The following is a 25,751-nucleotide window of genomic DNA, read 5'->3' as shown; positions in this document are numbered from 1 at the left end:
GGCGCTCACTGCACAAGTGTGCAGGAGCGCCAACGTCCAATGTGGTTCTACTTGGATGGATCGAAGTCGGCAGCTATGCTGAAGCCGATGGTCGTGCCCGTCGAGTCCGATTTTACGAAGGGAGTGCCGCCATGCATCCGTGCAATTGCGGCTACGATGGCCAGTCCGAGGCCGTGATGGTTCGCGTCGCTTGCACGAGCAGAGTCTGACCGGTAGAACCGGTAGAAGAGCCGCGGTAGATGCTGTGCTTCGATTTGCTCACCCAAATTGTGCACGGTGACGTGTACTTTCCCGTCGTCGGCCCTGTACAGCCTAACCGTTACTCTTGACTTCGGCTTGCTGTAGCGAATGGCATTCGAAACCAGATTTGAAATAGCGCGTTGATAGAGCGAGCGGTCTACACTGCCAGCTTGATCTCCCAAGACGTCAAAGCTAACTCTCGCGTCCAGGGCCTCGGCCTCGTGATATTCAAGAACTTCCGTAGTAATTGCGCGGAGGCTCTCCACATGTTCGGCCCGCGCCCTCGCTCCGCGGTCAGCCTGTGAGAGAAAGAGCATGTCATTGACAATAGCGGTCATGCGTTGAAGCTCTTCCAGATTCGAACCAAGCACGTCTCGCAAATCCACTGGCGACCGGTTTGCCGCCAGCGCGAATTCGGTTTCTCCTATAAGCGTCGCGAGAGGAGTACGTAGTTCGTGTGCTACATCTGCATTGAAGCCTTCCATTTGGACATAGGCCCGCTCTAGCCGTTGCAGCAGCGCATTGAACTGCAGGACCAACGGTTTGATTTCTTGCGCCAACCCCGTTTCCTTTAGTCGTTCTCCGATGCGGTCAGGCGATATCAGCGCGGCCTGACGCGCCACTTCGTGAAGAGGAAGCAGCGCGCGCCGGACCAGGACGTTGGCTATAACGGAAACTACTATCGCTCCGATCACAGCACACGAAAATAGCGTCCATGCCAGCATCACTCGAAGCCGCACATCCGGCGTGGTATCCAGAAACAACTCTGCGGTCATTCTCCTATCCGGCTGGCTGGGCGCAGGCAAAGAAAAGAGCGTCTGTATTCGATTTACGTCCTTCGCAGCTACGGCAGGCTCACCATAAACGCTGACTTTTTGATTAATGACGAGTCGCAACGAAAACTCAGACTTTCCATAGAAAAAGTCATTCAGCTTATGCTCGAGCGCGGGTAGGTCGCCTTTAACGGCGAATTCATCCGCTAGGTGCTCGATGACTTCACGCTTTTGTTCAAGTAGTGCCTGCTGACGATAAGAGAGATTTATATTCGTCGCCCAATACACAACTAGGCATACAACCCCCAGTGCGACAAATGTCTGAAGCGCGAGCCAGCGAGACAGCCATTGGCGCAGAGAACTGATCTCGCGAAATCCCATTACTCATCCCTCAGCTCGAGTACGTAGCCCATCCCGCGCACGGTATGAAGGAGCTTCGTTTCAAAAGGGTCATCCACTTTTCCACGAAGGCGCCGTACAGCAACCTCCACCACATTGGTATTGCTGTTGAAGTTAATGTCCCATACTTGTTCGGCGAGATCCAAGCGGGACAGAACTTCCCCCTGCTTTCGCATCAAAAGGGCAAGCAGCGTAAATTCCTTGGCGGTCAAATCGAGGCGCGTGCCGGCCCTACTAGCCTTGCGCCTCAGGAGATCCAGTTCGAGATCTCCCACTTTCAAGACATTCTGTCGACTTGCCTCGGCGACCACATGCCCCCTCCGCCGCCCCAACGCGAGGACGCGCGCCAGCAATTCAGATAACGCAAATGGTTTGACCAGGTAATCGTCTGCGCCGTCCTGCAGTCCCCGAACTCGGTCCTCGACCTTGTCTCGCGCCGTGAGCATAAGGACGGGTACGCGATCGGACTTGCGCAGTTCGTGCAGAACGGCAAAGCCATCCATCCCTGGAAGCATCACGTCCAGAAGAATGAGGTCGTACTGGGTCTCTTGGGCAAGGTGCAGGCCGCTGACGCCGTCCGACGCAACGTCGACCACATAGTTGTGTTCTGAGAGAGCGCGCTTTAGGTATTCAGCGAGCTTGCGCTCGTCTTCAACGACCAAAATCTTCATGTTCCACAACCGTTCGAATCGTAAATGGCACCCCTCGAAGGTTGAATCCGGTGCCAAGCGGGAACTGGTGCGCGAGCTCGAGCTCGCATAGCCACCAACGTTGCGTGTTCAGAAACACGCACGTCTTGCACTTGAATAGGAGCACGCATTCTAGGGCAGGTTAGCCGTCAGTCTACCTTCACCAGGATTACGAATCTGTAATGCACGGCAACCTTACAGAATTGTCATCTGGGGGTCCGGATTCTGACGAAGGCGCTTGGATACAGTACGGGCGGTCATCCGTCCTGGGCGTCCCTATTGTGTCCCACGTGCGACACCCCGGCATAGGCACCAACATCTCCTCAGACACTACCAAGGTTAAATGATGCGCCTCAAGTTGCTTCCATTGTTCCTGATGGTCGCCGCGCTGTGCGGTCCGCAGGCTCGGGCTCAGGCTACGCCAGAAAAGTACACCCGGGAAGACGCATCGATTGCGTCGGCAAACGTTCTGACGCTGTCCGAGGCGCTGGATGCCGCATACAGGTTGAATCCCCAATTGTCGGCTGCCAAGAATGATTTCGGAGCATCGAAGGGGTTGGTGGAGCAGGCGAGCCTTCTGCCAAATCCTTCCCTGGACGTCAGCATCGACGACCAGCAACGTCCGACGCGGACGACCACGGCGATGCTCAGCATGCCCGTTGAGTTGGGCGGAAAGCGACGAGCACGTACAGAGGCCGCTCAATTAAACAGTGATTTGGCTGGCCGAGACTATGAGATCGCGAGGGCGGAGATAAAGACTTCCGTTACGTCTCGATTCTTTGCAGTCGCAATCGCGCAGGAAACGGTGCGTGTCAATCGCGATATGGCTGAAGTGGCAGTTGGGGCATTGCGTGTAGCTCAAAAGCGAGTGGACTCAGGAAAGGCTCCGCCTTTGGAGAGGAACAAAGCAGACATCGAGCTAACGAAAGCGCAGATTGAAGTGCGTCAAGCAGAAAATGAGCTCACCGTCGCACGCAGAGAACTCTCATTACTGTGGAACGACCCAGCTCCGAAATTCACGGCAGTGCGTGCGGATATCGAGGATCTTCCGCCGCGACAATCGCTGGATGAGCTGCGAGGCGCCTTGTTGGCCTCCCCGAGAATGACTGCCGGACGCCTCGCATTGGAAGTGAGCAAAGCCGAATTGAATGTCGAGAAGAGCAAGCGATATCCGGACATCACGATAAGTGGTGGAGTGGCTCGCGACAATGAAATGGGGCGCAACAAGGCTCAATTTGGGATCTCCGTGCCATTGCCGATTTTTGACAGGAATCAGGGGAACGTCTATGCCGCCACCATGCAAACCTACAAGGCCCAAGACACTTACAGAGAGCTAGAGGCACGATTGAGTGCTGACTTGGTGTCCGCCGCCTCCACTTACGATCTTGCATTGTCTTCCGCGAGCGACTATCGCCAGTCTGTTATCCCCACATCGCAGAAGGCATACGATGCCGCGCGTAAGGGCTTTGAGGCGGGAAAGGTCGGCTATCTGGAAGTCCTGGACGCGCAACGGACTCTATCGCAAGGGAATATTTCCTACCTGACGACGTTGTCGCGCGCGGCGTCGGCCCGCGCTGAAATCGATCGCATCCTTGGCCAATAAACAGAGATGAACATGAGCCCGTATTTCAAGCTAGTACAACGTCGCGCCGTCATTGCGGTCGCGCTATCCCTTCAACTCCTGATTCCGGCGCCGGGGCTTGCAGGGCCATCTGACCACGCATGGGACAGTCATTCCGAAGCGGCAGTGGGGCCGAATAAGGGTGAAGTGACAACGGTCGGAGACAACACGATTGAGGTGGGTCTGGTTGAGGAGGGCGAGGCGGCTCGGCTAAAGGTTTGGATAGCGGCGTCAGGCAAGCCTGTGAATGCAAAAGACTTAACGGCAACCGCGACTTTGAAAAGGCCAAACGGGGAAGAGAAGGTGCTCAAGCTGACCCCCTCCACAGAAGGATTTGTCAGTGATCAACTTATCGCTGAGCCACATTTCTTTGAAGTCGAAATTAGCGTCTCCATTCCTGGAAGGCCTGACCCTATCCGCGCAGAATTGCACAAAGAGGAGGGGTTAGTCGCGCTCACCCCTGAACAAATCTCTGCGGCCGGAATTGAGACAAGTGAAGCCAAGGCGCAGAGCCTTGAGTCGAGCACGAAATTCCCCGGGGAGATCCGATTTAATGCAGATCGCACTGCACACGTCGTGCCTAAGGCCGCAGGCACCGTTCAACAGGTCTCGGCCGATCTGGGACAAGAGGTGAAAAAAGGACAGCTCTTGGCGGTCATTTCAAGCGCATCGCTCTCCGAGCTCAGAAGCGAGTGGCTTGCTGCGACGAAGCGCCGAGCATTGGCTGCCGCCACGCACGCTCGAGAGCTGAAGTTATGGCGGGAGCAGGTTTCAGCCCAACAGGACTATCAACAGGCTCAGACTGCACTTCAGGAGGCGGATATCGCCGTGCAAAACGCAGCTCAGAAGCTTCGGGCAATTGGCGCAGAACCGTCCGCAAAAGACTTGAATCTTCTTGAGATTCGTGCGCCCTTTGATGGTGTCATCGTCGAGAAGCACATCGCTTTGGGCGAGGCGCTATCCGACACGGCAAGCATCTTCACAATCTCGGATCTGAGCACGGTATGGGCAGAGTTCGTAATCGCGCCCAAAGATCTCCGGGACGTCCGTGTAGGTGAAGATGCAAAGATCACCTCGACTGCCTTTTCCGAGGAGGCGTTCGGCACCGTGTCCTATATAGGTGCATTGCTTGGACAGCAAACGCGCACAGCGACTGCGAGGGTGACATTGAAGAATCCCGACATGGCCTGGCGGCCCGGTCTGTTCGTTTCCGTAAGCGTTGTGGTGGAGCGAAATGACGTTGGAGTAGCTGTGGAGAGCGACGCGATCCAGGATGTCAACGGACAGCCTACGGTGTTCATCGAAGTTCCTGGTGGCTTTCTTCCCCAGCCCGTCAAGTTAGGCGCGACGACAGATAAGAGCTCGGAGATTGTGTCAGGGCTCAATGCTGGAACGCGCTATGTCAGCTCCAATGCTTTCGTGCTGAAGTCCGAGTTGGGCAAGGCAACGGCAGATCACGCGCATTGAGTCGGAGCCCACATGTTTGAACGTTTAATTCGCTTTGCCATTGAGCAGCGTTGGCTTGTCTTGTTCATCGCTTTTGGAATGGCCGCCGTTGGGGTGTACAACTACTCGCGACTGGCCATTGACGCGGTTCCCGACATCACGAACGTCCAGGTCCAGATCAACGCGAGTGCTCCTGGCTACTCTCCTTTAGAAACGGAGCAGCGCGTCACGTATCCGATCGAGACCGTGATGGCTGGTCTGCCGGGGCTGCAGCAAACTCGCTCGCTGTCTCGTTACGGCCTTTCTCAGACGACAGTGATCTTCGAGGACGGGACAGACATCTACTTTGCCCGTCAGCTCGTTAATCAGCGTCTGCAGGAGGCCAAGGAAAGCCTGCCGGAGGGGATCACCCCCGTCATGGGGCCGATTTCTACCGGATTGGGAGAGATTTTCCTGTGGACCGTTGAAGCAAAACCCGATGCAAAGAAGGCAGACGGTTCGCCATATACGGCCACGGACCTGCGCGAGATTCAAGATTGGGTCATCAAGCCGCAACTGCGCAACGTCAAAGGCGTGACCGAGGTCAATTCAATCGGAGGCTACGCAAAGGAGTACCAGGTAGCTCCAGATACCGAGCGCTTGGCGTCCTATGGACTCTCGCTCACCGACATCATCACCGCTCTAGAGCGAAACAACGCGAATGTTGGAGCTGGGTATATTGAAAGAAAGGGCGAGCAGTACTTGATTCGTGCTCCGGGTCAGGTTCGGTCGATAGCCGATATTCAGGATATTGTCCTGACCGCGAGAGATGGGCAAGCCATACGCGTTCGTGACGTTGCGGATGTTTCAATCGGGAAAGAGCTTCGCACGGGCGCCGCTACAGACAATGGCAAGGAGGTGGTGCTCGGTACCGTCTTCATGTTGATTGGCGAGAACAGCCGGGCTGTATCCCAAGCAGTGTCGAAAAAGCTCGGGGAGATAAACAAGAACTTGCCCGACGGGGTAGAAGCGATCACCGTCTATGACCGTACCGATCTCGTAGACAAAGCTATCGCCACGGTAAAGAAGAATCTTCTCGAAGGCGCGATCTTGGTGATCGTGATCCTGTTCGTTTTCCTCGGAAACATTCGTGCTGCGATCATCACGGCGATGGTGATCCCGCTATCTATGCTGTTCACGTTTACGGGAATGGTGACCTACAAGGTCAGCGCCAACCTGATGAGTCTTGGGGCGCTTGATTTCGGGATCATTGTCGACGGCGCGGTAGTGATTGTGGAGAACTGCGTCAGACGGCTGAGTCATGCACAGCTGCATCACGGTCGTCCCCTCACTCGCTCCGAACGCTTCCACGAAGTATTCGCGGCCGCTCGCGAGGCGCGACGTCCACTGCTGTACGGCCAGCTGATCATCATGGTTGTTTACCTTCCAATATTCGCGCTCAGCGGGGTGGAAGGGCGCATGTTCCACCCCATGGCTCTCACCGTGGTAATGGCATTGCTCGGTGCCATGATTCTGTCGGTCACGTTCGTACCGGCGGCCGTGGCTATGTTCATCGGGAAGAAGGTGTCAGAGAAGGAAATTCGGGTAATGGCGTGGGCACGTCGACGCTACGAACCTCTGCTCGACTTGGCACTTCGCCGCACTCCTCTCATGCTCGGTGGGGCACTAGGGTTCTTGCTCGTGTGCGGTTTTATCGCCACTCGTTTGGGAAGCGAGTTTATTCCGAATCTCAACGAAGGAGACATGGCAATCCAAGCATTGCGCATTCCGGGCACAAGTTTGACGCAATCAGTCGCCATGCAGGTTCAGCTGGAAACCCGTTTAAAGGAGAAGTTTCCCGAGATCGAGCGTGTGTTCGCGCGGACCGGCACTGCCGAGATCGCATCGGACGCTATGCCCCCCAATATCTCCGATGGCTACATCATGCTTAAGCCCGAAAAGGACTGGCCGAGCCCGAAGAAGTCTCATGCGGAGCTGCGTGAGGCGATTCAGCGTGAAGCACAGAACATTCCGGGGAACAACTACGAGTTCTCGCAGCCGATTCAGCTACGGTTCAACGAACTGATTTCTGGCGTTCGCAGCGATGTCGCGGTGAAGATATTTGGTGATGACAACGATGTGTTGAACAGAACTGCAACTGAGGTAGCTGAGGTCCTCCAAAAGATCCCAGGTGCCTCGGAAGTCAAAGTGGAACAGACCACGGGTCTTCCCATGCTGACCGTGTCGATCGATCGAGCTAAAGCAGCGCGCTATGGCCTTAGTCTGTCGGATGTCCAGGACACCCTGACGATTGCGGCGGGTGGTCGTGAGGCGGGCACGTTCTTCCAGGGCGACCGTAGGTTCGATGTCGTCGTTCGACTTCCAGAGAAGGTCCGCGAGAACATCACTGCACTCAAAAATCTTCCGATTGCGTTGCCGAGAGCTGAGGGTCAGCTTCAAACAGCCTACATACCACTATCTGAAGTTGCGACATTCGATCTGGCGCCTGGCCCTAACCAGGTCTCCCGAGAGGATGGAAAGCGAAGGATCGTGGTCAGCGCCAACGTTCGTGGCAGAGACCTCGGATCGTTCGTCGGCGAGGCAGAGACGGCGATCGCTGAACAAGTCAAGGTCCCAACGGGATACTGGACAGCATGGGGGGGTACTTTCGAACAACTTGAATCAGCTACCAAGCGATTGCAGGTTGTGGTCCCAGTCGCCCTGCTTTTGGTGTTCGTCCTGTTGTTCGCGATGTTTGGAAACGTTAAGGATGGACTACTCGTCTTCACCGGTATTCCCTTCGCGTTGACAGGCGGAATTCTTGCGCTGTGGATCAGAGGAATTCCTTTGTCGATTACCGCTGCAGTGGGATTCATTGCACTTTGTGGTGTCGCTGTTCTCAACGGTTTGGTTCTGTTGTCCTTTATTCGCTCCTTGAGAGATGAAGGAAAGCCGTTGTACACCGCGGTGCGAGAAGGCGCCTTGACTCGCTTGCGTCCCGTGCTGATGACCGCCCTCGTGGCGTCGCTTGGATTCGTACCTATGGCTATCGCAACGGGGACAGGAGCGGAGGTGCAGCGGCCGCTGGCCACAGTGGTTATCGGAGGCATCATCTCCTCCACCTTCTTGACGCTTCTGATCCTGCCGGCGCTCTATCGCTTGGTACATCATAAAGACGCAGAGGAGGAGGAGCTAACCGGCTAGGAGTGTGAACTGTCGCGAGCTTGGAGGGGCCCGGTCTCCTCCAAGCTTGCGGAAATGTAATTACAAGGTTCGACGATTGTCGAGCGCACTTTCGTACATTGGCAGCCTTCGATACCGAATGGTTAGACCTCCATGGTTACTTTGCCGTTAGACCCCGCAGAAGCCAATAAAAAAGCGGAGAACGCAATCCAGATCTCGATTGTGATTCCGTTCTTGAATGAACAAGATGTCTTGCCAATTTGTCACTCGAAGCTGAAAGAGATTCTCGGCGAGCTAGGTCTACCTTACGAGATCGTGTTCGTGGATGACGGTAGCACGGACAAAAGCGTATTGATCTTGACTGCGCTGATGGAGCGGGATCCCAGAGTTCGAGTGGTTCGCCTGAGTAGAAATTTTGGGAAAGAGGCTGCGATGAGCGCTGGCCTGGCGCATGCGCGGGGTGAGGCGGTGATCATGTTGGATGCCGACCTGCAGGATCCTCCCGCACTAATTCCGGATATGGTCAAGGCATGGCAGGATGGGTTCGATGTCGTATCGATGCGCCGGCGCAAGCGTGAGGGTGAAGGTTTCGCAAAGCGTTTGTCTGCTTATGCGTTCTACCGAATCATGAGTCGCTTGAGCCGGTCGAGGATACCCGCAGACACAGGGGATTTCCGGCTTATGAGTCGTAGGACCGTTGAGGCCTTGCTCCAGATGCCAGAGCGGTGTCGCTATATGAAAGGTCTCTATGCTTGGATCGGGTTTCCCACCAAAGTGATCGACTATGATCGCGCGCCCAGGGCCGCCGGCAAGACCAAGTGGAACTACTTCGCGCTATTCGGGCTCGCCCTTGAAGGCATCACCTCATTCTCTACCGCTCCGCTGCGCTGGGCAACTGGCATAGGAGCTGTTGTCGCATTGACAGGTGGCATGTTTGGCCTTTGGATTATTTTCAAAACGATCGTGTTCGGTCACGACGTGCCTGGCTATCCATCACTAACAGCCATGATCACCCTCTTAAGTGGGATTCAGCTCCTGACGATTGGGCTGTTGGGCGAATACGTTGGAAAAGGATACATGGAGACGAAGCAGCGTCCAATCTTCATAGTGCGCGATGTGCTCGAGAAAGCCACGCAGATGGCCTCACAACACGCCGGGATTGGAACGAAAAATGCAGTTGAAGGCTAAATGGTTTTTGTTGGCCCTGGCGGGCATCGTTATCGCTCGGCTTTTTTCAATGGCTGCGATGCCGTTGATCGACACCTCGGAGCCGAGATACGCTGAGATTGCGAGATTGATGGCGGAAACCGGGGATTGGATCACTCCTTGGTTCGAACCCGGGGTTCCGTTCTGGGGAAAGCCACCGCTCTCATTCTGGAGTCAGGCGATGGGGATAAGGATCCTTGGTGGGTCCGAGTTCGCGGTTCGACTCCCCTCATTCCTTGCGATGGTTGCGCTCGCAGCAATGCTCTATCGCGCAACTGCTATCTTGGTCGATCGACAGGCGGCCCGATGGACGACGCTCATATTGTCTTCCATGCTGCTCCCGCTCGCTGCGGCCGGTGCTGTGCTCACAGACTCCTTCTTGGCTCTAGGGATCACCTATTCGATGTTGGCGTTCCTAGTCGCGCCGACAGCACCTACACCTTTCTGGCGGTATGGGTTTTTTGTGGGCATAGCCATTGGCCTGTTGTCGAAAGGGCCGCTCGCCTTCGTGCTCCTGGGCATAGTCCTCGTTCCTTGGCTTGCGCTTTATCGTGATCGTAGGGCGCACCTGACCAATCTTCCTTGGTTCACGGGCACGTTGTTGATGGTCGCGCTGACTGTTCCTTGGTACATCGTCGCTGAGATAAAGACCCCAGGATTCGTCCAGTACTTTTTAGTAGGTGAGCACTTTCTGCGGTTCCTAGACTCAGGTTGGCAGGGAGACCTGTACGGTACTGCTCACGAGCGACCTTTTGGCGGAATTTGGGGTGATTGGCTGCTAGCTTCGTTCCCATGGGGATGGGGCGGAATTCTGCTGGGTGTATGGATAGTGGCTAATGCCTCTCGCAGGGCTCGGGCTCTTCAGGTTTGTCGGTCTCCGGTCGTCGGATACTTGGCGTTGTGGGCCGTTGCCGCTCCGGCCTTCTTCACCTTCTCTGGAAACATACTTTGGACGTATGTGTTGCCTAGCCTGCCAGCTTTTGCACTGCTCCTCGCAATATTCGCCAAAGAGCTATCGCCAGCAAAAGCGATGCCGCGCCTAGTCCGGATCTTGGCTGCCACGTGTGCAATAGTGCCGATAGCGGCAATTGGTCTCGGGCTGGTCTCGCTCACGGTGCCCACAAAGCTCAAAACAGAGAAGCAATTAGTGGCCATTGCCGAATCTCAGATGAGCGAAGGTCAGAAGCTTTACTTTGTGCATAGCCGCCCTTTCTCCGCGCGTTTTTATTCGCGCGGCACGGCAGAGCTAATTACTCCGAGTGAGTTGGAAAAGTTGTCCTTGGAAAAGGACGCATATGATTTCGTGGCAATTCCAAAGGGTAAAGAGTCCTCACTTGAGGAAAGCGTGAGAGAACGGTTGGTGCCGATCTATCAAAGTCGTCGCTACGCGCTTTACAGAATAAATGGGTAAACCTGTGTCAGCGCTAGAAAAGTATCAACGCACCTTCGCGCTTCTTGGTCGCGCGTCCGCGGTGGGGCATTCGCGGTCTCTTCTGAGGGTCCTGCACGTGAGCCTGTCCAGCGGCTTTGGTGGCAAAGAACTGCGTATCCTCAATGAGATGCTCGCGATGCGCGATCGCGGACATACGCTTGAGGTTGTTTGTGCCGCACGGTCTGAGCTCGGGCAGCGCTCTCAAAATCACGGCTTTAGAACGCACCACATTGAGGTAGAGGGGCTGATTGCTTCTGCAATGACTCCGTTTCGCATCGGCGGGATAGTGCGAGGAGGAGACTTTGATGTAGTCAACACGCATTCCGTGGAAGATGACCTGCGCGCCGCGCTGTTCGCGCGTTTAGCGCGAACACGATTGGTAGTTAGAACGCATCACCGGGAAAGCAGGCTGCACGTGCCGCGACTCAGCGGCGCGGTGAGCGGTCATGTGATAACCGTAAGCACGTATCAGCGACAGCGATACCTCGAACGTGGTCATTTCGAGCAGCGTGTTCGGACGATTCCTACAGGCCTAGACGTTCAGTATCCCAGGCCTGCGATGCCTTCGATGCGCCAAGAACTCGCCATTCCCGACGATGCGATTGTCATTGGAAACGTTGCGGACGATCAGGATGCGCAAGGGCTTCGAATTCTCGTCGAAGCGATGTACCCGTTGATGGAGGTCTACCCACAAGTTCACCTGGTGCTTGGTGGCCTGCATGAGCCCCGACTCAACCAGCTAAGGAGACGTGCGGTCGAAATTGGGTTGATAGGAAGGATCCACTTTCCAGATTTCTTCTTCTGCGTTGGTGACTTGTTAGGCGCGGTGGATATTTACGCAATGGTGCCGGAGTGCGAGGTGTTGGGATCCACGTTTGTCGAAGCATCTGCGTCCGGTGTGCCTGTCGTAGCTACCGCAGTTGGTTGCCTGCCAGAGGTCATCGAAAACGGTGTTTCGGGATATGTTGTACTGCCTTTCGATCGGGTGATACTCCGTTCGGTGATCAATAATCTGATCGTAGAAAGCAGCCTGCGCAGCCGATTCGGCAAAGCTGGGCGAGCAAACTTCGTTCTCCGGGAAAGGTTCAGTGCGGCGAAAATGGCTGAATCTATCGAGGATGCTTATCTTGGGTGGCTTAACGTCAGGGCGGATAAAGCTGGTGTTGGCCGGTGACATTTGACTTGGGATCGTCTCGGATCATTCCGCACTGGCTCTAGTCCCAGCACGCGGCAAAGGTGACGCGCTAGTGCTGCTTAAGGGGGTTGTGGCGAATCAAGCGCGCGCATCAGGTTCTCGATGTCCTGCCGCGCGGCGGCCAGCAGCCAGTCGCGGAATGCGCCGTAACCAGGCGGGGGACGGCGATTGGACGGAATGCACAGGAAGTAGCCACGCTCCAGCGTGATGGGTAGATCGAAGGGCACGGCGAGTTGGCCGGTTTCGAGTTCATGGCGCACGAGACAGCGCTGTACGAGCGCAATGCCCATGTCCGCGATCGCGGCACGAACAAGGATCGACACTTGATCGCAGGCCATGGACAGATTCGGCGCGGGTGCCTGCGGCCCCGCCCAACGCAGCCATTGTGTCCAGTTGCCCGGCGCGGTCGTGTGGTAGAGCAGAGGCTCCGCAGCGAGATCGTGCGGTTCGCGCCAGCGGCCCTCGGCCCTCATGCGCGCCAGACGTTCGGGGTGGCAGACAGGCACGATTTCGCGCCCGATGACGTAATCGCAATGCCAGCCCGGCCATTGGTGCTGACCCAGGCCGGTCAGGATGGCGGCATCCGCGGTGTTGTCGCTGAAGTCCTCGCCCTTGCGATAAGGGGCAAAGTTGAGCCGCACGTCGGGGTGCAGCCGCCGGAATTCCGGCAGGCGCGGCACCAGCCACACGCTTGCGAAGGTCGGTACCACCGCGAGACTGAGCGGCCGGTCGGCAGGGGCCGTGCGCAATCCGGCGCTCGCCGCCTCGATCGCCATCAGCGGTTCCTGCACCGCGTCGAGAAAGGCGCGCCCCGCCTCCGTGAGCTGCAAGCGATGGGAGTCGCGCTGCAACAGAACCTGGTTGAAGTGGGCTTCGAGTCTTGCCACCGCGCGGCTGATCGCACCCTGAGTGACGCAGAGCTCATCAGCCGCCTGCGAAAAGCTGCCCAGCCGCACCACGGCTGCAAAGGCATGGAGTTCGGACATCGAAGGAGAATGCAGGCGCATGGCGGCTGGGTCGTGCACGGATTGTGACCATTGTATGACTTTCCGTCATACAGGCTTCCATTCTTGTCGTTTGCCAGTGGGCGGGCCCAGCCTGGACACTAGGCACGGTCTATAAATTTCCTTTCATGACGACAAGCCCATGACACTCCATGCCAGATATCGCGCCGGTTTCGCGGCGCTGGCCCTCGCGGCCGCCACTCCGCTCACCGCTACCGTGGCGCACGCCGAATTTCCCGACCGTCCGCTAAAGCTCATCGTGCCATTCGCGCCTAGCGGTTCTACCGACCTGGCCGCGCGGTTGATCGCCGAGTATGCCGGCCGCGAGTTGGGCCAGACCATCGTGGTGGAGAACCGCGCGGGCGCGGGTGGCTCGATGGGCATGGAGCAGGTCGCTAAGGCGGAACCCGACGGCTACACGCTCGGCATGGCCACGATGAGCACCCACGGCTCCAACGTCGCCGCCTACGGCGCGCGCCTGAAGTACGACCCGATCAAGGATTTCGCGCCGGTATCGAACGTGGCCACGGTGCCCAGCGTGTTCGCGATCAATCCCAGGATCCCGGCCAGGACAATTCAGGAGTTCATCGCGCTGGCCAAGGCTGAGCCGGGCAAATACAGTTATGCGTCGCCCGGCGTAGGTTCACTCGGCCATACCAACATTGAGCACTTTACGGCGCTCTCCGGCATCCAACTGCTCCACATTCCGTATAAGGGCGCCGGCCCTGCCATGAACGACGCCGTGGGAGGCCAGGTCGACGGCATCACCGACAATCTACCTTCGGCGCTGGCGCACATCAAAGCGGGCCGCCTGCGCGCGCTGGTCCTACTGTCGGACAAGCGTTCGCCCGCGTTGCCCGACGTGCCCGTGTACGGGGAGATCGGCTATCCGCAGATGGGCACGGGCGGCTGGTTTGGCATCGTCGCACCTGCCGGCACGCCGCCCGCCGTCGTGGGCAAGCTGAATGCCGCGATTCACAAAGCCATGCAGCAGCCAAATTTCGTACAAAAGATGGACGAAGCGGGCGCCACACTCATTCCCAACACGCCCGCGCAGTTCCAGGCACAGATCGAGCAAGCCGTGGCGCGTTACCAGGCAGTGGCGAAGGTCGCCAAGCTGTCGGCGGAGTGAAATGATGATGGATGCTCTGTACACCCTGCATCTGCCGGCGGACGACGCGATCCCGCTGGTGTGCGACTCGCCGCATAGCGGCACGGACTACCCCGAGGATTTCCGACATGCGGTGCCGCGCGCCATCCTGCGAGCCGCTGAGGACACCCACGTCGAAGCCCTGTGGGCCGGTGTGCCGCGCGTAGGCGGCACGCTGCTCGAAGCGCATTTCCCGCGCAGCTACCTTGATCTGAACCGCATGCTCGACGATATCGATCCCGAGCTTCTCGAGAGCGCTTGGCCCGCACCCTTGCATCCCGGAGAGAAGACGCGCCTGGGCTCTGGCTTGATCTGGCGCTCCGTCAAGGGCGGCACGCCGATCTATGACCGCAAGCTGCCCGTGGCTGAAGTGCGGGCGCGAATCGAGCGGTGCTACCAGCCCTACCACGCCTCGCTACAGCAGGCGGTGCAGGACGCGCACGCGCGCTTCGGCAAGCTCTGGCACCTCAACCTGCATTCGATGCCGAACAACGCCTACGAGCGCCTGAAGATCCGCAGCGACAAACCGCTTGCGGACTTCGTGCTCGGCGACCGCGACGGCACCACCTGCGAACCCGGCTTCCTCGATCTCGTGGAATCGCACCTGCGCGGCTGCGGCTACACCGTGGCGCGAAACGACCCCTACAAGGGCGTGCAGCTCATCGCCAATATCGGCCAACCCGCGCTGCGGCGCTACAGCATGCAGATCGAGATCCGGCGTCCGATCTACATGGACGAGAACACCCGGGAGCGCAACGCGAACTTCGGCGTGGTCCGGCGCGATATCGACGCCTTGCTCACCCGAATCGCCGCCTACATCCGCGACGCCGTTGTGCGTTGAATGAGCGGGCGCAGCGCGCCCGGCGTGCCTTCTGTCTTTCCGCGCCCGCCGTCGCAGCGGCGGGGCGTCCTGCATCCTATGACTTTCGAATTCATTCCCCATTTTCTGGGACTAGCCGCGCTTGGCGTCGCGAGTGGCTTTCTCGCCGGATTGCTCGGCATCGGGGGAGGCATCGTGCTGGTGCCCGTCCTCACATTCTTCCTGCAAGGGCAGGAATTGGCCGCCGGCCTGGCGGTAAAGATGGCGATCGCCACATCGATGGCGGTAATCCTGTTTACCTCCTTCTCGAGCGTGAGCGCGCATCATCGCCGTGGCGCCGTGGACTGGCAAATCGTGCGCGGGCTGACCCCGGGCATTGTGGCCGGCAGCCTCATTAGCAGTCTGGGCGTCTTCGCCCTGCTCAAGGGCAACGTGCTGGCTGTGGTGTTCAGTGTGTTCATGCTGTTTTCCGCGGTGCAGATGTTTCGCGGGCGCCAGCCGGCGGCGGCTCGCGGCCTGCCCGGGGCACCCGGGCTGCTCGGAGCCGGAAGCGCGATCGGCGCGCTGTCGGGCCTGGTCGGGGTGGGCGGCGGCTTTATCAGCGTCCCTTTCCTTTCCTGGTGCAACGTGCCCGTGCACCGTGCCGTCGCCACCTCCGCCGCGCTGGGATTCCCGATCGCGCTGGCGAACGTCGGCGGATTCATCCTCGGCGGTCTCGACACCGCCGGGCGCCCTGCCCACTCGATGGGTTTCGTCTGGACGCCAGGGTTGGCGCTGGTGGCTGCCTTCAGCGTGCTGACGGCACCCCTCGGCGCGCGTGCGGCGCATCGTCTGCCCGTGGCGCGGCTCAAGCGCGCATTCGCCGGCATGTTGTTTGCCGTGTCGGCCTATATGTTGATCACCGGTGTACGCGGGGCCTGACGGGGCTATAAATGCACGATCAGGTCCTCCAATTGCAGAATGCTTGCAGTTGTTTTCGTTCCTGTTCAGGTTGCCCCAAGGTGATGAAACATCGAAGCAGCGTGCCTGTGCGCGAGCATGATTTCGGCAGTGGCTCCGTACCGGTTGGTACGTTCGATGTGGAAAACTTCCCTTGACGGTCAGTATAAGGAACGGTGTTTGAATGGATTGCATTGTTCATCCTACTTAGTGTGGTGTTCCATGGCAGTGGGCGCCTTGTGAAGACGCCATGGACGGGTGGTTTCTAAACCGATGTCCAGGGCCGCGGTCTTTTCCTCGAGCCGATCTACGACACCGGCCAACTCGCTGATGTCGTTCGTGTAGATCTCCGTTTGGTGACGGGCGCGTGAAATTGCCACGTAGTAGACGTCCCGCTGCGTGGTCCGGCTGAAGCTCTCCGCATTGATGAGTGCGCGATCGCAAGTAAGGCCCTGAGCGCTGTGGCTGGTCGTGGCATATGCGCGATCCAGGTGAAGTGGGCCGGTCGCAGCGTCCAACGTGAGTCGCCGGCCGCCGCCACCGATTGTGACGCTCGTGGGGGTTACCGCCAGAACTTCGAATCGGCCACCATTGACCAGGTCAAGCTTGGCGTTGTTGCGCGTTACGCGTACCCAATCACCCGCAGACAGCTCCGCCTGCACCGGCTCGTACACGGAGAGCTTGGCGGCGCGGCCGGGATTGAACTGGGTGCGCTCCCCGGTGATGACGTGTTCCACTACCAGGTCATTCGGCTTATCTGGCGCCAGGCCGATGACGCGGTACATCTCGGTTTGGCGCAGGTTGCCGGCCTTGTAGTCGCGCTCGGGCTGGAGGATGTCGCCGGCGATGTAGTACTTTGCCACCCGTCGCTCTGCTTGCGTGGTGTCGCGGCGGGTGAGCAGATTGAAGTCAAAACCACGGCCGGACAGGCCCAGTGCCTGATGCGTTGCCTCGTTCAGTGCATTGCGCGAATCATTGGTGCCCGTGACGATGAGCGTTTCACGCCTCTCATCCGCATCGAGCGAAGCGTATTTGGAGGCGATGGCGTCATAGCGAGCGCCATTGTCGTCGATGGAGTGGACTGCTTCGAGCTTTCCGTCCAACACGGCGAGAGATGCGGACGCGTTGCCGGCCGCGGCAAGTTCCACCGCCGCCTTCAGTTCTGGTGACTTCTGCCGGATGATGTCACCCATGAGCGAGGTCTCCATGCCGGCGGCCTGGAGCTGGTGAAACGGTCGCCCCGCTTCAATCGCCTTGGTCTGGCCCGTGTCGCCGAGCATGACCACACGGGCGCCGTCGGCTTCTGCCATTTTCATCAGACGCTCCATGATGCGGGCAGGTACCACACCGGCCTCGTCGATGACGAGCACGGTCTTTGCGTCCAATTGGAAGCGGTCCTTCTGCCGTGCTTCCAGCACGGACGCCACCGTACGTGCCTCCATGCCCAGCTCTCTCAGCGCCTCGATCTGCTTGCCGTACGACGCTACAGCCTGGACGCGGTAGCCCGCCGTCTCCGCTGCTTCCTTCACCTGCGCCAGCATGTGCGACTTGCCAGTGCCGGCCAATCCTTGCACGCCGACAAAGCGATGCGGCGTGGTGAGTATCAGGCTGGCCGCCGCCAGCTGGCCAGGCTTGAGTTTTTTGTCCGCAAGAGCAGTCTTGGCCGCGTCGACCTGCAGGATCGGGGCGACCTTGTCTCGGCCCTCTCGTTCGATCTGCAGGATCCGCTTTTCACGCTCGCGGGCGGATTGCGTGGTGTAGCGGGCACCGGTCAAGACATATTCACCCCGCGCGATGGACTTGCGAATCTGCTCCTCGGCAAGCCGCTTGTTCATGCCACCTTCCACGAGGGCACTGACCATCGCAGCACGCGACATGCCGGCACCATCCCGGTCCCTGGCGTGACGGTACTGCAAGGTGCCAAGGATCAGATGCCCCCTGTCGAGGAAGCGTTTGACCGCGCCCTTGAGGTCCGCCAGCTTCACGCCCGTTCCATGCGACCGTCGCAACGCCGTTTTCAACATCTCGTGGCCGTCCATGACGGATTCGCGTTCAGTATGGTGTTTGATTGCCCAGCGCACGCACTCGTCTGCGAGCAGCGCCGCTGCCGGCGGCGAAAGGTCGCCCGCCCGCGGTACGGAGGAGGATCGTGGACCCATGTCCCCCGGCTCCTGCGCGACGTCCTTCTCTTTGTCGCGTGGTCGCTTAGTGCCGCCGAGCTCGATGCCCAGTTCAGTCACCTGGCGCTCCCAGTCCTTCTGGAGCTCGTCGCGAGTAATCTCGGGCACCTTGTCCAGGCGCGTCTTGAGCGCGATCGTCTGCTTCAGTGCGCGGCTCGCTGTCCCACGGGTTTCACCAATTGCGGCCAATTCGGCATTGATGTCTTGTGAGCGCTTCGAGAAACTTTCGATTTGGTCGCGAGTGATATGCGCCAGTTCAAGCGATTTGCCCTGGTAGCGGATCTGGTGACCAGCCTTCTCTAGCGCGCTAGCGAGCTCGGCGTGGTATACGGATTCCACCATCGACTTCAAGCGGTAGATATCGTCATTCGAGGTGGCCACCCACGTTCCGTCGGCGCGCTGGGTGACGTTCATCAACAGCGCGTGTGTGTGCAGTTGGGGATCTGAGTATGCGCCTTCCGTCGGCCGGGCCGTCTCATGGCGAAATTTCGCTATAGCGGCATTACCGGTGCGCTCGCTCGTAGTGATGCCCTTCTCGGTGTGCCGCGCGCGCAGAAGCTCGTGTTCGAGGAATTCGAGCGCTTTGGTGACTGCCTGGTCATGGGCTTCGATGACCGAAGAGTCTTTGCCCGCCAGCGCCTGGATGCTGACGCTTTTTGGCGGGGAGAATGTCATGTCTAACGCAGCGCGTGCCTTCGCGTCGAGTCTCACCGACCGGGACAGGGTCACATCGGACCCAAAATCGCCACGCAACGCGCGCAGAAACTCCTCTTGCTGGATGCTGCCCGTGAGGCCAAGGGCCGCTGCAGCTTTTCCCTGCCACTGCGCCGCAGTGCCGTCGCGGCTGTAGTAGTCATCCTTCTGGTCAGCGTAGTAGTGCGACGCCTTGGTGGCGGCGCTGCGGTGGATGGTCTTGAGCGAAATCATCGGATGTTCCATGCGGGCGGCCGCCGGCCCTGCCGGCGACCTGGTGTGATGCGCTTACGCTGCGAGCGTCGGATCCTCGGGCAGATCGACTTGCGACCAGGCTTGGGGGCCGCCGGCGGACGCGCTGCTCATGCTTTGAGCGCCGCCCCGTCGTGCTTCGACAAAGGGAGCATTGCGAATGGCGAAGGTCCGGGGCTCGAGCTCAAACTTCGCGATCGGCCGGTTGCCGGCAAAGGCGACCCAGCCGGTAAGTTCAGGCAGCGTTTGCACCTGCGCGGCGGTAACGACGCGTTCGGTAGAGCGGACCATGCGTTCGCTCGTGTTGGGCGTCTTGCCGGGGTTTCGGCTATCGGTGTACTCCGGCCGCGCGACCTCATGTTCGCCGAGCGACTTGGACATCACCTCCGCTGTTTCGAAATCGGTCTTGGAGCCGCCGAGCACCACCAGCGAGCGGAAACTGGCCCGTAGCGTCTGGGACATCTTCTCTCCGAAGATGTCGTCCATCTGGGACACCGACTGCAGGCCGGCGAGGGCCCGGCCGCCGTTCTTGCGACCCTTCGTCAAGAAGTCTTCCAGGCTGGCCATCTTCTCCATCGACCCCAGCTCGTCGATGACGAGCCACCACCGACGCGCCTGATCTTCTGGCAGCGACAGCAGGGCCGAGCAGAACACGTCAACGAAGGCGGAGATAAGCGGCTTCATCGCCTCCTTCATGTCTTCGCGCCAGGTGATGTACAGACTGCCGGTGCCTCGTTCCATCCAGTCACGGATGCTGAACTGTCCAGCAGGCATGGTGACGTGTTCCGCGAGGTACTTGGACAGAACGAAGCGCGCGCTCGTCAGGGCTTTGCTCGCCTCAGCGGAGCCGGCGAATAGGGACTCTGCCAACGTGCCGGATAGGAAGGTCCGCAGGTCCTTGTCGTTGGCGATCGTAGTCCAACGAAAGAGCTCTTCGATGGACGGCGTGCCTAACTCGTTGAGCTTACGGGCGGTCTCGCGCAGCAGGAGCCGGGCGTAGCCGTTCCACTCTTCCGCGTTCGCGTCTTTACCCAGGGGAACAATGGACAGCGCCAAGCGCTTCCAGTCGTACTCTGCCCGCACTTCGTTGAAGAATGACCACCCCTCGGTACGCTGGTCGTAGGGGTTGAGCAAAACGTCGCTCTCGCGCCCGAACTTGCTGTACAGGTCGCCATTCGGATCGACTACGACCATGCGGTCACCGCGCCGAAGGGCGGAATAAACCAGGTTGCGCAGTAGCACCGACTTGCCGCTGCCCGTGGCTCCGTTCAGGAGGATATGAAGATTCTCGATCCCCGTCGGCATCGGGATACCCGCCACGTCGATCTGCTGGCGACCATTCTCCGCGCAGAGCTTCTGCAGCTTTTTGACGGGGACCGCCTCAGTACCGCGAATGTGCTTCTTGTACCCCGCACCGTCGAAGCCATCTTTGGTCGAGTACTTTTTGAGGGTGAGGGATAGTGCAAGCGCCAGGACAAACGCAATGCTGGGCGCGGCGATCAGCGAGGGGTATTCCGGTGTGGAGACGACCCAGTGTGACAAGACCGTCCAGGTGATGTGGGCGAAGGGAAGGCCTGAGATGACCTTGGCTGTAAGGAGCCAGGCGCAGAGCGGGAAAACGAGTAGGGCGAATTTGATGATTCGCCGGCGTATGTCGGGTGCCATGAGAGTCCTTTTCGGAATAGAAGGAAGGCGACTGAGGACGCCTTCTTGATTGCGGCTTGGGGCTAGTAGACAGCCAGCGTCACGAGTGCGGCGCCAATGCCGCTTCCAATGAGCGCGCACACCCCGCACAGCACACCAGCCCGCCACGCGGTCGCCGGCAACGCGCGGGTCGCAACGCGAGTGGCGATACGGGCGTCGGATGTCGACTTAGCGAGCGTCCGGCTTGCCTCAAGAAGCGAGCGGGCGGCTTGACCGCCCGCATTGGCCGCCGCCTCCACGCCTGCTTGGCGCACGGTGGAGGGCAGCGCTTGCATCGCCTGGGCGATTCCCTCCTGGCGTGCCGTCAGCTGCTCGATCAGGCCCACGAGTTGAGCGCTCTCTTGCAGCATGTCGCGGTACAGCAGCTCCATCCTGCTGCGGGGTATGACGGACGATGTGGCTGGGCCTTCAGACGGTGGGGCGGTCACGGTGCGTCCTACAGGAAGAGTGCGCCGAACGCCTTGTCCAGTTGCCGGTCGACCGGACGTGCCAGCGACTGCAGGGCGTGCATGTCGCTGAGATGGCTGACGAGCTTCTCGTCGTCGCGGTCCGCCTCGCGCAGCTCCTGGCGGTAGTCGCGCGGATCGGCCAGGATCTCCTTGATCGTCGTCCGCTTGTTGGCCAGCAGATCGAACACTTCGTTCTCGAAGATCGCCGCTTCAGGATTGGCGCGGAGATCGCCGGACTGCTTTGCGTAGCCAAAGATGGCAGCGAACTCCTCTCGGACGTCGGAATCGACGCGATTGAAAAGCACGCGAACGCGGTCTGCCGGCACCCCCATCTGTGCGAGAACCTGGACGGTCTTGATCGTCTCCCGCTGTGCTTTGCCCGAGGGGACCACGGGCAGAACGTAGTAGTCGATCTCCAGGTGCGCCTGGTCATACTTCACCAGCTCGGCCAGGAAGTCCTCGATGTTGGAGGCGCCGACGTCCACGATGGCAGCTTCGGCCATTAGCAGCTTGCGAAAGAGCCGGCCGAACTGGCCACCGCGCATTTGTTCGACAGCGAGACCAAGGTCAGCCGCGCTCTCGTTGGTGGACTCGACGGCGATGATCTCCGCGTCCGGAATGCGGGGTGCGAGCAGGTGGCTGGTCGTGACGGTTTTGCCGACGGAGCCGGAATAGTTGACGGTTGCGATTTTCATGCGAAGTTCCTATTTCTTCCGGCCAATTTTGGCCAGTTCATCAAGGTCAATGGGATCAGAAGCTTTGCGAAGCCGAACGAGGTCGGCTTTGCTTTGGATGCCGCTCGCAGACGACGCGCTTGAGGCGGGTGGAGGGGAGGGAAAGTCTGCAGAGACGGCGGGGGATGCTGGGACGTCTTGCGGGCCGTGAGGCACCGCAGTTCTCGACCGCTTTCGCCATCGGTAAAGCGCCTTCCGAAAGGACAAGATGGTCATGGCGAAGCCAGCGTTCTTCAGCGATTCAACGATCTTGGCGTGGCTGACGCCTCTACGAACAAGTTGGTCTATCAGCGGAAGAAGTGCGCGCAACTGGGCGCGCCTATCTGTGGCGCTCATCGTGTTTAGCTGCTGAACAAGATCGCTCGCGGTCGTCGGCTGTGCGTGATTGCGTTGCATGAGGAAGAAATTCCCTGTTCGGTGAGGTGGGTAGCGGTGGCGCTACCGCTCCAACGCGTTCGGGCTCTTCTCGGCCTCCGCCTTCTGAAGAGAGGTAGGTCCGAGCGCGAGCGAGTCGACCTCGCGCAACAGGCCGACCTTGCCGCAGGGGTAGCTGATGTCTACCTCTTTTCCGACGCATCGCAGAGGGTCGGGAACGCTCATCCTGCCGGCGTCGTGCGCGATGGCAGTGCTGTTCGACACGAGCTGGTAAACCTTGCCGCCCTCGACAGCGAGAATGGCGCCCCGATACGTCGCGCCAACTTCAGCGGACTTCACTTCCGCGGGCGTCACACCACGCCACAAAGTTTCGCCAATCACGAGCGTCAAATCTTTGCTGGCGCCGTGTTGCTGCAGCCGATCGAGAGCCTCCGCTACGGGCATGACGTCGTAGTAAGTCTCATCGAAATCGCTCACCTGGTGCCCGAGGTTTGTCTTGAGAAGCGCGTGGCCCTGCTTGTCGACCGCAAGTAGGGTGACTCTCTCGATATCGTTCTCGTTCAACGGCGACGGGTTCAAGAACTCCTTCCGAACCACCGGTGCAGGCACGGTTAGTCGCATGACCGGGTGGTCTTCCAAGTTTGGGAAGTCATAGAGGGCGCTTGTGTCGATATCGCTTACCGACTTTCCGTCCCATAGCCGCAGCTTCGCTACTGCTTCGCGCTCGAGCGCAGCGATATGTTGCTCATAGGAATCGGCGGGCTCAATACCCATCTGTTCAGCTGCGCGGCTCACTTCGCCAGGCTGGGACGAGGAGGGCACATGCACGAATCGCTCGCCAGTGCTGATGATGGAGATTTCCACCGGCTTGCGCTCGCCGTCGGCGGAGAGAGCTCGCGGGCCGTTTGACGCGGCCGCGCGATCGGGCTGGGCTGGACGAAACAGCGCTTGGACTTTGGATTTCCAATCGGAGATTTTCATGAGATTTCCTTGTGAGGTGAAGGTGCGTAGCGGTCCAGGCTGAGCACCGGCGTGCGGTTAAGTTGACGTGAGCGATGGCGCCCCTCCTGCTGGAGAACCGGGGTTGAAGGAGGGGGAGCCGCGCCCGTAGGCGGGCGCGGGGGAACCGTTGCGGTTCCCCGGGGGGTCGGAAGCGCGGACGCCGTTAGGCGGCCGGCCAGGGGGGCAGCAGCCCCCGCGCTTTTTGGGGCCTGCCGTTCCCCCACCCGGCGGGGTGCCCGCCGGGAAGGGGACGGACCTTTTCCGGGGCGCAAGCACGCTGGCGCGGCCCTGGAGGTCAGCAGCGGTGGCGCGGCATTGGCAGAGTTCGGCAGACGGGTCGGGGCGCTCAGGGCGGGGCGAGGCCAACGGCCCGCAACGCCCTGGGGGGACGCCTTTCCCCCGCCCGGTGGCGCATTGCGCCGGCGGGGAGGGGGACTGAAGCTAGGGGGGGCAGGCCGGCGCCGAAGGCGTCGGGGCGGAGGGAGCGCAGCGACCGGAGGGTAGGCGGATCGGTCTTCGCGATGAGCCAGCGCCTCGCGCGCGACTCTCTCTAAAACCTATAAAACCTATATATACCTATTGGGTACCGTTTTCGGTACTGGCAAAAAGCCGTTTTCGGTACTGGCGAAAGAAGAAATTGGGACGGGCAAAAACACTTTTTCGGGCTAGGCCCAAAATTGGGACTGGTCCCGATACCGGGCCAGGCTGTGGACAACATCTAATGGGACGGCACAAGCCCAGCGGCCTGGAACACGCGAGCCTTGAAATGAGGCGGCGGTTCGTTCGGCGCCTGTTCCACGTCAAGCTTCTTGCCCATGGCCACGATGCCGGTCCAACTGTTCTGCCACGCTGTGCCGGCGGCTTCGCCGTACTCACGCTCTCGGAAAACCCAGAGCCGCCATGACTCGAACCAGTCGGGTGACGTGCCCAATTCACCGGGCCTGGATCGCATGTAGGCGCTGAACGTGGCGGCCATGGCGTCGATCTTCTCGTGCGTCCAGAGCGGTCGCTGCTCCTGCGTCCAACTTCGCCACCGCTCCGGCAGTTTCCAGGTCGCCGGGAGCCTGGTCGGGCCGGCGCCGGCAGCGCGCGCTTCAGGCTGGCGTCTTCGGCCCTTCTTCCTGGCCCCCTTCGCTGCCTTGCCTGTAGGTGCAGGCGTCGCCGGAGCGGAATTCCGAAAACCGTCAGTAGGGCTGCAGCTGTCTGCCGCAACCGCGTCGTCCGCTACGCGCGAGCCTTTGGACATCGCGTCGAGCCCGGATCCATCGTGATCGCCCGGCTGAGGTTGGTCCACTGTCAGCGAATTGTCGCTGGCCGGCGCGGCCGCTGGGGCATCGTCCTTCCCATCCTGCAGAGCCAAATCTTGCTGCGCCGCCTGAGCTTCTCCGCCGGCGACAGCACCTGCGGCCGCCAGGTCGATCAGCGGGACCGCATTTGGACACAAGCGATAGATGATGCTGCTGCGATTGTCGCCCGCACGCCGCCCGGTGTCCTGTATTGCGCCCAATTCGCGAAGCCGGCCAAGCGCCTCGATCACCGTCTTGCGATTTAGATGCGTGACCTTGGCCAGGTAGTCGATCGATGCGAAGACGGTCCAGTGCTCGGCGTCATAGCGGACGAGTTGGGCCAGGTTCAGCAACACGAGCTTGGATGAGGATTTCTGGACGTCGGCCATTCTGGCCCATTTGGATGCTTCGACGCTCATGTTCGTCCCTTGCGTTGCTTCGAGGTTTTGCCGGGTAATGGATAGTGCGGGTACAGCTTGCCGATCACGAGTCAGCCTCCAGTGATTCAGCGATGGAACGGCGTGCGCGCAGGGGCAGGCCGTGTGCTTCGTAGAACTCGCGGCGGGCCATCAGCCACGCTTTGTAGGGCCAGGCTCGGCGCTCGCCCCAGGGGTAGGCGTCCTTGATAGCCTGGTGAGTTTGTTCGTCGCTCAGGCCTTCGGCGCGGCAGCGTTCGAAGACGCTTTGCATGATCTTGTAGGCCGTACGGGCGCGTGCTTCCTGCGCGCCGCGTTGGCGGTTCGCTCGGGTCATTGAAGTCTCCGGGAGAAATTGAGGGCGGGACGCTGGTCGGCCGCCGGCGGCCAGGTGTAGTTCTAAAGCCGTTCTAGTCGTTCGATGGCGTGGATCGCATCCATCAAGCCATCCACAAGCTGGTGCATGTCCGTAGTGGTAAGTGGCGCGGATCCAGTCGGCCCGGCCCCAACCTCCATGGACAGAAGCGCTGTTTTGTCTTCGCCGCACTCGTGCTGTAGGCGCAGGACGCCAGGCAGTCCTACCG

General features: G+C 59.7%; 19 protein-coding genes. 9 read left to right on the top strand and 10 right to left on the bottom strand.

The genetic code is table 11. The annotated features are described in order from the left end of the window. Nucleotides 1-47 precede the first annotated feature (47 nt). Nucleotides 48-1,394 carry a heavy metal sensor histidine kinase gene (locus ACZ5YA_RS13735; protein ID WP_152385242.1) on the bottom strand — a complete coding sequence of 449 codons (1,347 nt, stop codon included), beginning with the start codon at nt 1,392-1,394 and terminating at the stop codon, nt 48-50. Beyond that, nucleotides 1,394-2,083: a heavy metal response regulator transcription factor gene (locus tag ACZ5YA_RS13730; RefSeq protein ID WP_152385241.1), complete on the bottom strand. Its 690-nt coding sequence runs from the start codon at nt 2,081-2,083 to the stop codon at nt 1,394-1,396. The genes ACZ5YA_RS13735 and ACZ5YA_RS13730 overlap by 1 nt, the downstream gene beginning before the upstream one ends. A 361-nt stretch (nt 2,084-2,444) precedes the next feature. Here ACZ5YA_RS13730 and ACZ5YA_RS13725 point away from each other — a divergent pair, with 361 nt between their 5' ends. From ACZ5YA_RS13725 to ACZ5YA_RS13700, 6 genes are all read left to right on the top strand, one after another. After that, entirely contained in the window at nt 2,445-3,704 is a 1,260-nt protein-coding gene (locus tag ACZ5YA_RS13725; protein WP_152385240.1) for a TolC family protein, read from the top strand. A gap of 12 nt (nt 3,705-3,716) precedes the next feature. After that, complete coding sequence (locus tag ACZ5YA_RS13720) at nt 3,717-5,189, top strand: efflux RND transporter periplasmic adaptor subunit (protein ID WP_312537806.1); 1,473 nt, start codon at nt 3,717-3,719, stop codon at nt 5,187-5,189. Between the two features lie 12 nt (nt 5,190-5,201). Beyond that, nucleotides 5,202-8,351 carry a CusA/CzcA family heavy metal efflux RND transporter gene (locus tag ACZ5YA_RS13715; RefSeq protein WP_152385238.1) on the top strand — a complete coding sequence of 1,050 codons (3,150 nt, stop codon included), beginning with the start codon at nt 5,202-5,204 and terminating at the stop codon, nt 8,349-8,351. 132 nt (nt 8,352-8,483) lie between these two features. Next, nucleotides 8,484-9,518, top strand: a complete 1,035-nt coding sequence (locus ACZ5YA_RS13710) for a glycosyltransferase family 2 protein (RefSeq protein WP_152385237.1) — start codon at nt 8,484-8,486, stop codon at nt 9,516-9,518. Next, entirely contained in the window at nt 9,502-10,947 is a 1,446-nt protein-coding gene (locus tag ACZ5YA_RS13705) for an ArnT family glycosyltransferase (RefSeq protein ID WP_312537809.1), read from the top strand. Before ACZ5YA_RS13710 ends, ACZ5YA_RS13705 begins: the two co-directional genes overlap by 17 nt. Before the next feature lie 97 nt (nt 10,948-11,044). Then, entirely contained in the window at nt 11,045-12,142 is a 1,098-nt protein-coding gene (locus ACZ5YA_RS13700) for a glycosyltransferase family 4 protein (protein WP_167351706.1), read from the top strand. Nucleotides 12,143-12,222: 80 nt separating this feature from the next. Here ACZ5YA_RS13700 and ACZ5YA_RS13695 read toward each other — a convergent pair whose 3' ends face one another. After that, nucleotides 12,223-13,149 (bottom strand): LysR substrate-binding domain-containing protein, encoded by a 927-nt coding sequence (locus tag ACZ5YA_RS13695; RefSeq protein WP_227741280.1) that lies wholly within the window; start codon nt 13,147-13,149, stop codon nt 12,223-12,225. A gap of 160 nt (nt 13,150-13,309) precedes the next feature. On the opposite strand from ACZ5YA_RS13695, the gene ACZ5YA_RS13690 reads away from it, so the two are divergent. The 3 genes from ACZ5YA_RS13690 (at nt 13,310) to ACZ5YA_RS13680 (ending at nt 16,058) form a co-directional block, all read left to right on the top strand. Further along, entirely contained in the window at nt 13,310-14,299 is a 990-nt protein-coding gene (locus tag ACZ5YA_RS13690; protein ID WP_152385234.1) for a tripartite tricarboxylate transporter substrate binding protein BugE, read from the top strand. Between the two features lies 1 nt (nt 14,300). Continuing rightward, nucleotides 14,301-15,158: an N-formylglutamate amidohydrolase gene (locus ACZ5YA_RS13685; RefSeq protein ID WP_152385233.1), complete on the top strand. Its 858-nt coding sequence runs from the start codon at nt 14,301-14,303 to the stop codon at nt 15,156-15,158. A gap of 78 nt (nt 15,159-15,236) precedes the next feature. Then, nucleotides 15,237-16,058, top strand: coding sequence for a sulfite exporter TauE/SafE family protein (locus tag ACZ5YA_RS13680; protein WP_152385232.1), 822 nt, complete (start codon nt 15,237-15,239; stop codon nt 16,056-16,058). Between the two features lie 221 nt (nt 16,059-16,279). Here ACZ5YA_RS13680 and mobF read toward each other — a convergent pair whose 3' ends face one another. The 7 genes from mobF to ACZ5YA_RS13645 form a co-directional block, all read right to left on the bottom strand. Further along, a complete protein-coding gene (gene mobF / locus ACZ5YA_RS13675) occupies nt 16,280-19,183 on the bottom strand; it encodes a MobF family relaxase (protein ID WP_152385231.1) in 2,904 nt (967 codons plus the stop codon). A gap of 54 nt (nt 19,184-19,237) precedes the next feature. Beyond that, nucleotides 19,238-20,866 carry a type IV secretion system DNA-binding domain-containing protein gene (locus ACZ5YA_RS13670; protein ID WP_152385230.1) on the bottom strand — a complete coding sequence of 543 codons (1,629 nt, stop codon included), beginning with the start codon at nt 20,864-20,866 and terminating at the stop codon, nt 19,238-19,240. Between the two features lie 62 nt (nt 20,867-20,928). Further along, a complete protein-coding gene (locus tag ACZ5YA_RS13665) occupies nt 20,929-21,276 on the bottom strand; it encodes a hypothetical protein (protein WP_152385229.1) in 348 nt (115 codons plus the stop codon). A 65-nt stretch (nt 21,277-21,341) separates the two neighbouring features. After that, complete coding sequence (gene stbB / locus ACZ5YA_RS13660; protein WP_152385228.1) at nt 21,342-22,049, bottom strand: StbB family protein; 708 nt, start codon at nt 22,047-22,049, stop codon at nt 21,342-21,344. Between the two features lie 477 nt (nt 22,050-22,526). Beyond that, nucleotides 22,527-23,444: a KfrB domain-containing protein gene (locus ACZ5YA_RS13655; RefSeq protein ID WP_152385227.1), complete on the bottom strand. Its 918-nt coding sequence runs from the start codon at nt 23,442-23,444 to the stop codon at nt 22,527-22,529. Nucleotides 23,445-24,183: 739 nt separating this feature from the next. Further along, nucleotides 24,184-25,170, bottom strand: coding sequence for a helix-turn-helix domain-containing protein (locus ACZ5YA_RS13650; RefSeq protein ID WP_152385226.1), 987 nt, complete (start codon nt 25,168-25,170; stop codon nt 24,184-24,186). A gap of 64 nt (nt 25,171-25,234) precedes the next feature. Next, nucleotides 25,235-25,504 carry a hypothetical protein gene (locus ACZ5YA_RS13645; RefSeq protein ID WP_152385225.1) on the bottom strand — a complete coding sequence of 90 codons (270 nt, stop codon included), beginning with the start codon at nt 25,502-25,504 and terminating at the stop codon, nt 25,235-25,237. Nucleotides 25,505-25,751: the final 247 nt, after the last annotated feature.

This window comes from Achromobacter sp. JCM 18799 (genome assembly GCF_055395645.1).
This window is presented reverse-complemented; position numbering and strand designations above follow the sequence as displayed.

Coding starts and splice junctions, on each gene's coding strand:
- ACZ5YA_RS13735 (WP_152385242.1), bottom strand. CDS start 1,394: ATGGGATTTCGCGAGATCAGTTCTCTGCGCCAATGGCTGTCTCGCTGG.
- ACZ5YA_RS13730 (WP_152385241.1), bottom strand. CDS start 2,083: ATGAAGATTTTGGTCGTTGAAGACGAGCGCAAGCTCGCTGAATACCTA.
- ACZ5YA_RS13725 (WP_152385240.1), top strand. CDS start 2,445: ATGATGCGCCTCAAGTTGCTTCCATTGTTCCTGATGGTCGCCGCGCTG.
- ACZ5YA_RS13720 (WP_312537806.1), top strand. CDS start 3,717: ATGAGCCCGTATTTCAAGCTAGTACAACGTCGCGCCGTCATTGCGGTC.
- ACZ5YA_RS13715 (WP_152385238.1), top strand. CDS start 5,202: ATGTTTGAACGTTTAATTCGCTTTGCCATTGAGCAGCGTTGGCTTGTC.
- ACZ5YA_RS13710 (WP_152385237.1), top strand. CDS start 8,484: ATGGTTACTTTGCCGTTAGACCCCGCAGAAGCCAATAAAAAAGCGGAG.
- ACZ5YA_RS13705 (WP_312537809.1), top strand. CDS start 9,502: ATGCAGTTGAAGGCTAAATGGTTTTTGTTGGCCCTGGCGGGCATCGTT.
- ACZ5YA_RS13695 (WP_227741280.1), bottom strand. CDS start 13,149: ATGTCCGAACTCCATGCCTTTGCAGCCGTGGTGCGGCTGGGCAGCTTT.
- ACZ5YA_RS13690 (WP_152385234.1), top strand. CDS start 13,310: ATGACACTCCATGCCAGATATCGCGCCGGTTTCGCGGCGCTGGCCCTC.
- ACZ5YA_RS13685 (WP_152385233.1), top strand. CDS start 14,301: ATGATGATGGATGCTCTGTACACCCTGCATCTGCCGGCGGACGACGCG.
- ACZ5YA_RS13680 (WP_152385232.1), top strand. CDS start 15,237: ATGACTTTCGAATTCATTCCCCATTTTCTGGGACTAGCCGCGCTTGGC.
- mobF (WP_152385231.1), bottom strand. CDS start 19,183: ATGATTTCGCTCAAGACCATCCACCGCAGCGCCGCCACCAAGGCGTCG.
- ACZ5YA_RS13670 (WP_152385230.1), bottom strand. CDS start 20,866: ATGGCACCCGACATACGCCGGCGAATCATCAAATTCGCCCTACTCGTT.
- ACZ5YA_RS13665 (WP_152385229.1), bottom strand. CDS start 21,276: ATGGAGCTGCTGTACCGCGACATGCTGCAAGAGAGCGCTCAACTCGTG.
- stbB (WP_152385228.1), bottom strand. CDS start 22,049: ATGAAAATCGCAACCGTCAACTATTCCGGCTCCGTCGGCAAAACCGTC.
- ACZ5YA_RS13655 (WP_152385227.1), bottom strand. CDS start 23,444: ATGAAAATCTCCGATTGGAAATCCAAAGTCCAAGCGCTGTTTCGTCCA.
- ACZ5YA_RS13650 (WP_152385226.1), bottom strand. CDS start 25,170: ATGAGCGTCGAAGCATCCAAATGGGCCAGAATGGCCGACGTCCAGAAA.
- ACZ5YA_RS13645 (WP_152385225.1), bottom strand. CDS start 25,504: ATGACCCGAGCGAACCGCCAACGCGGCGCGCAGGAAGCACGCGCCCGT.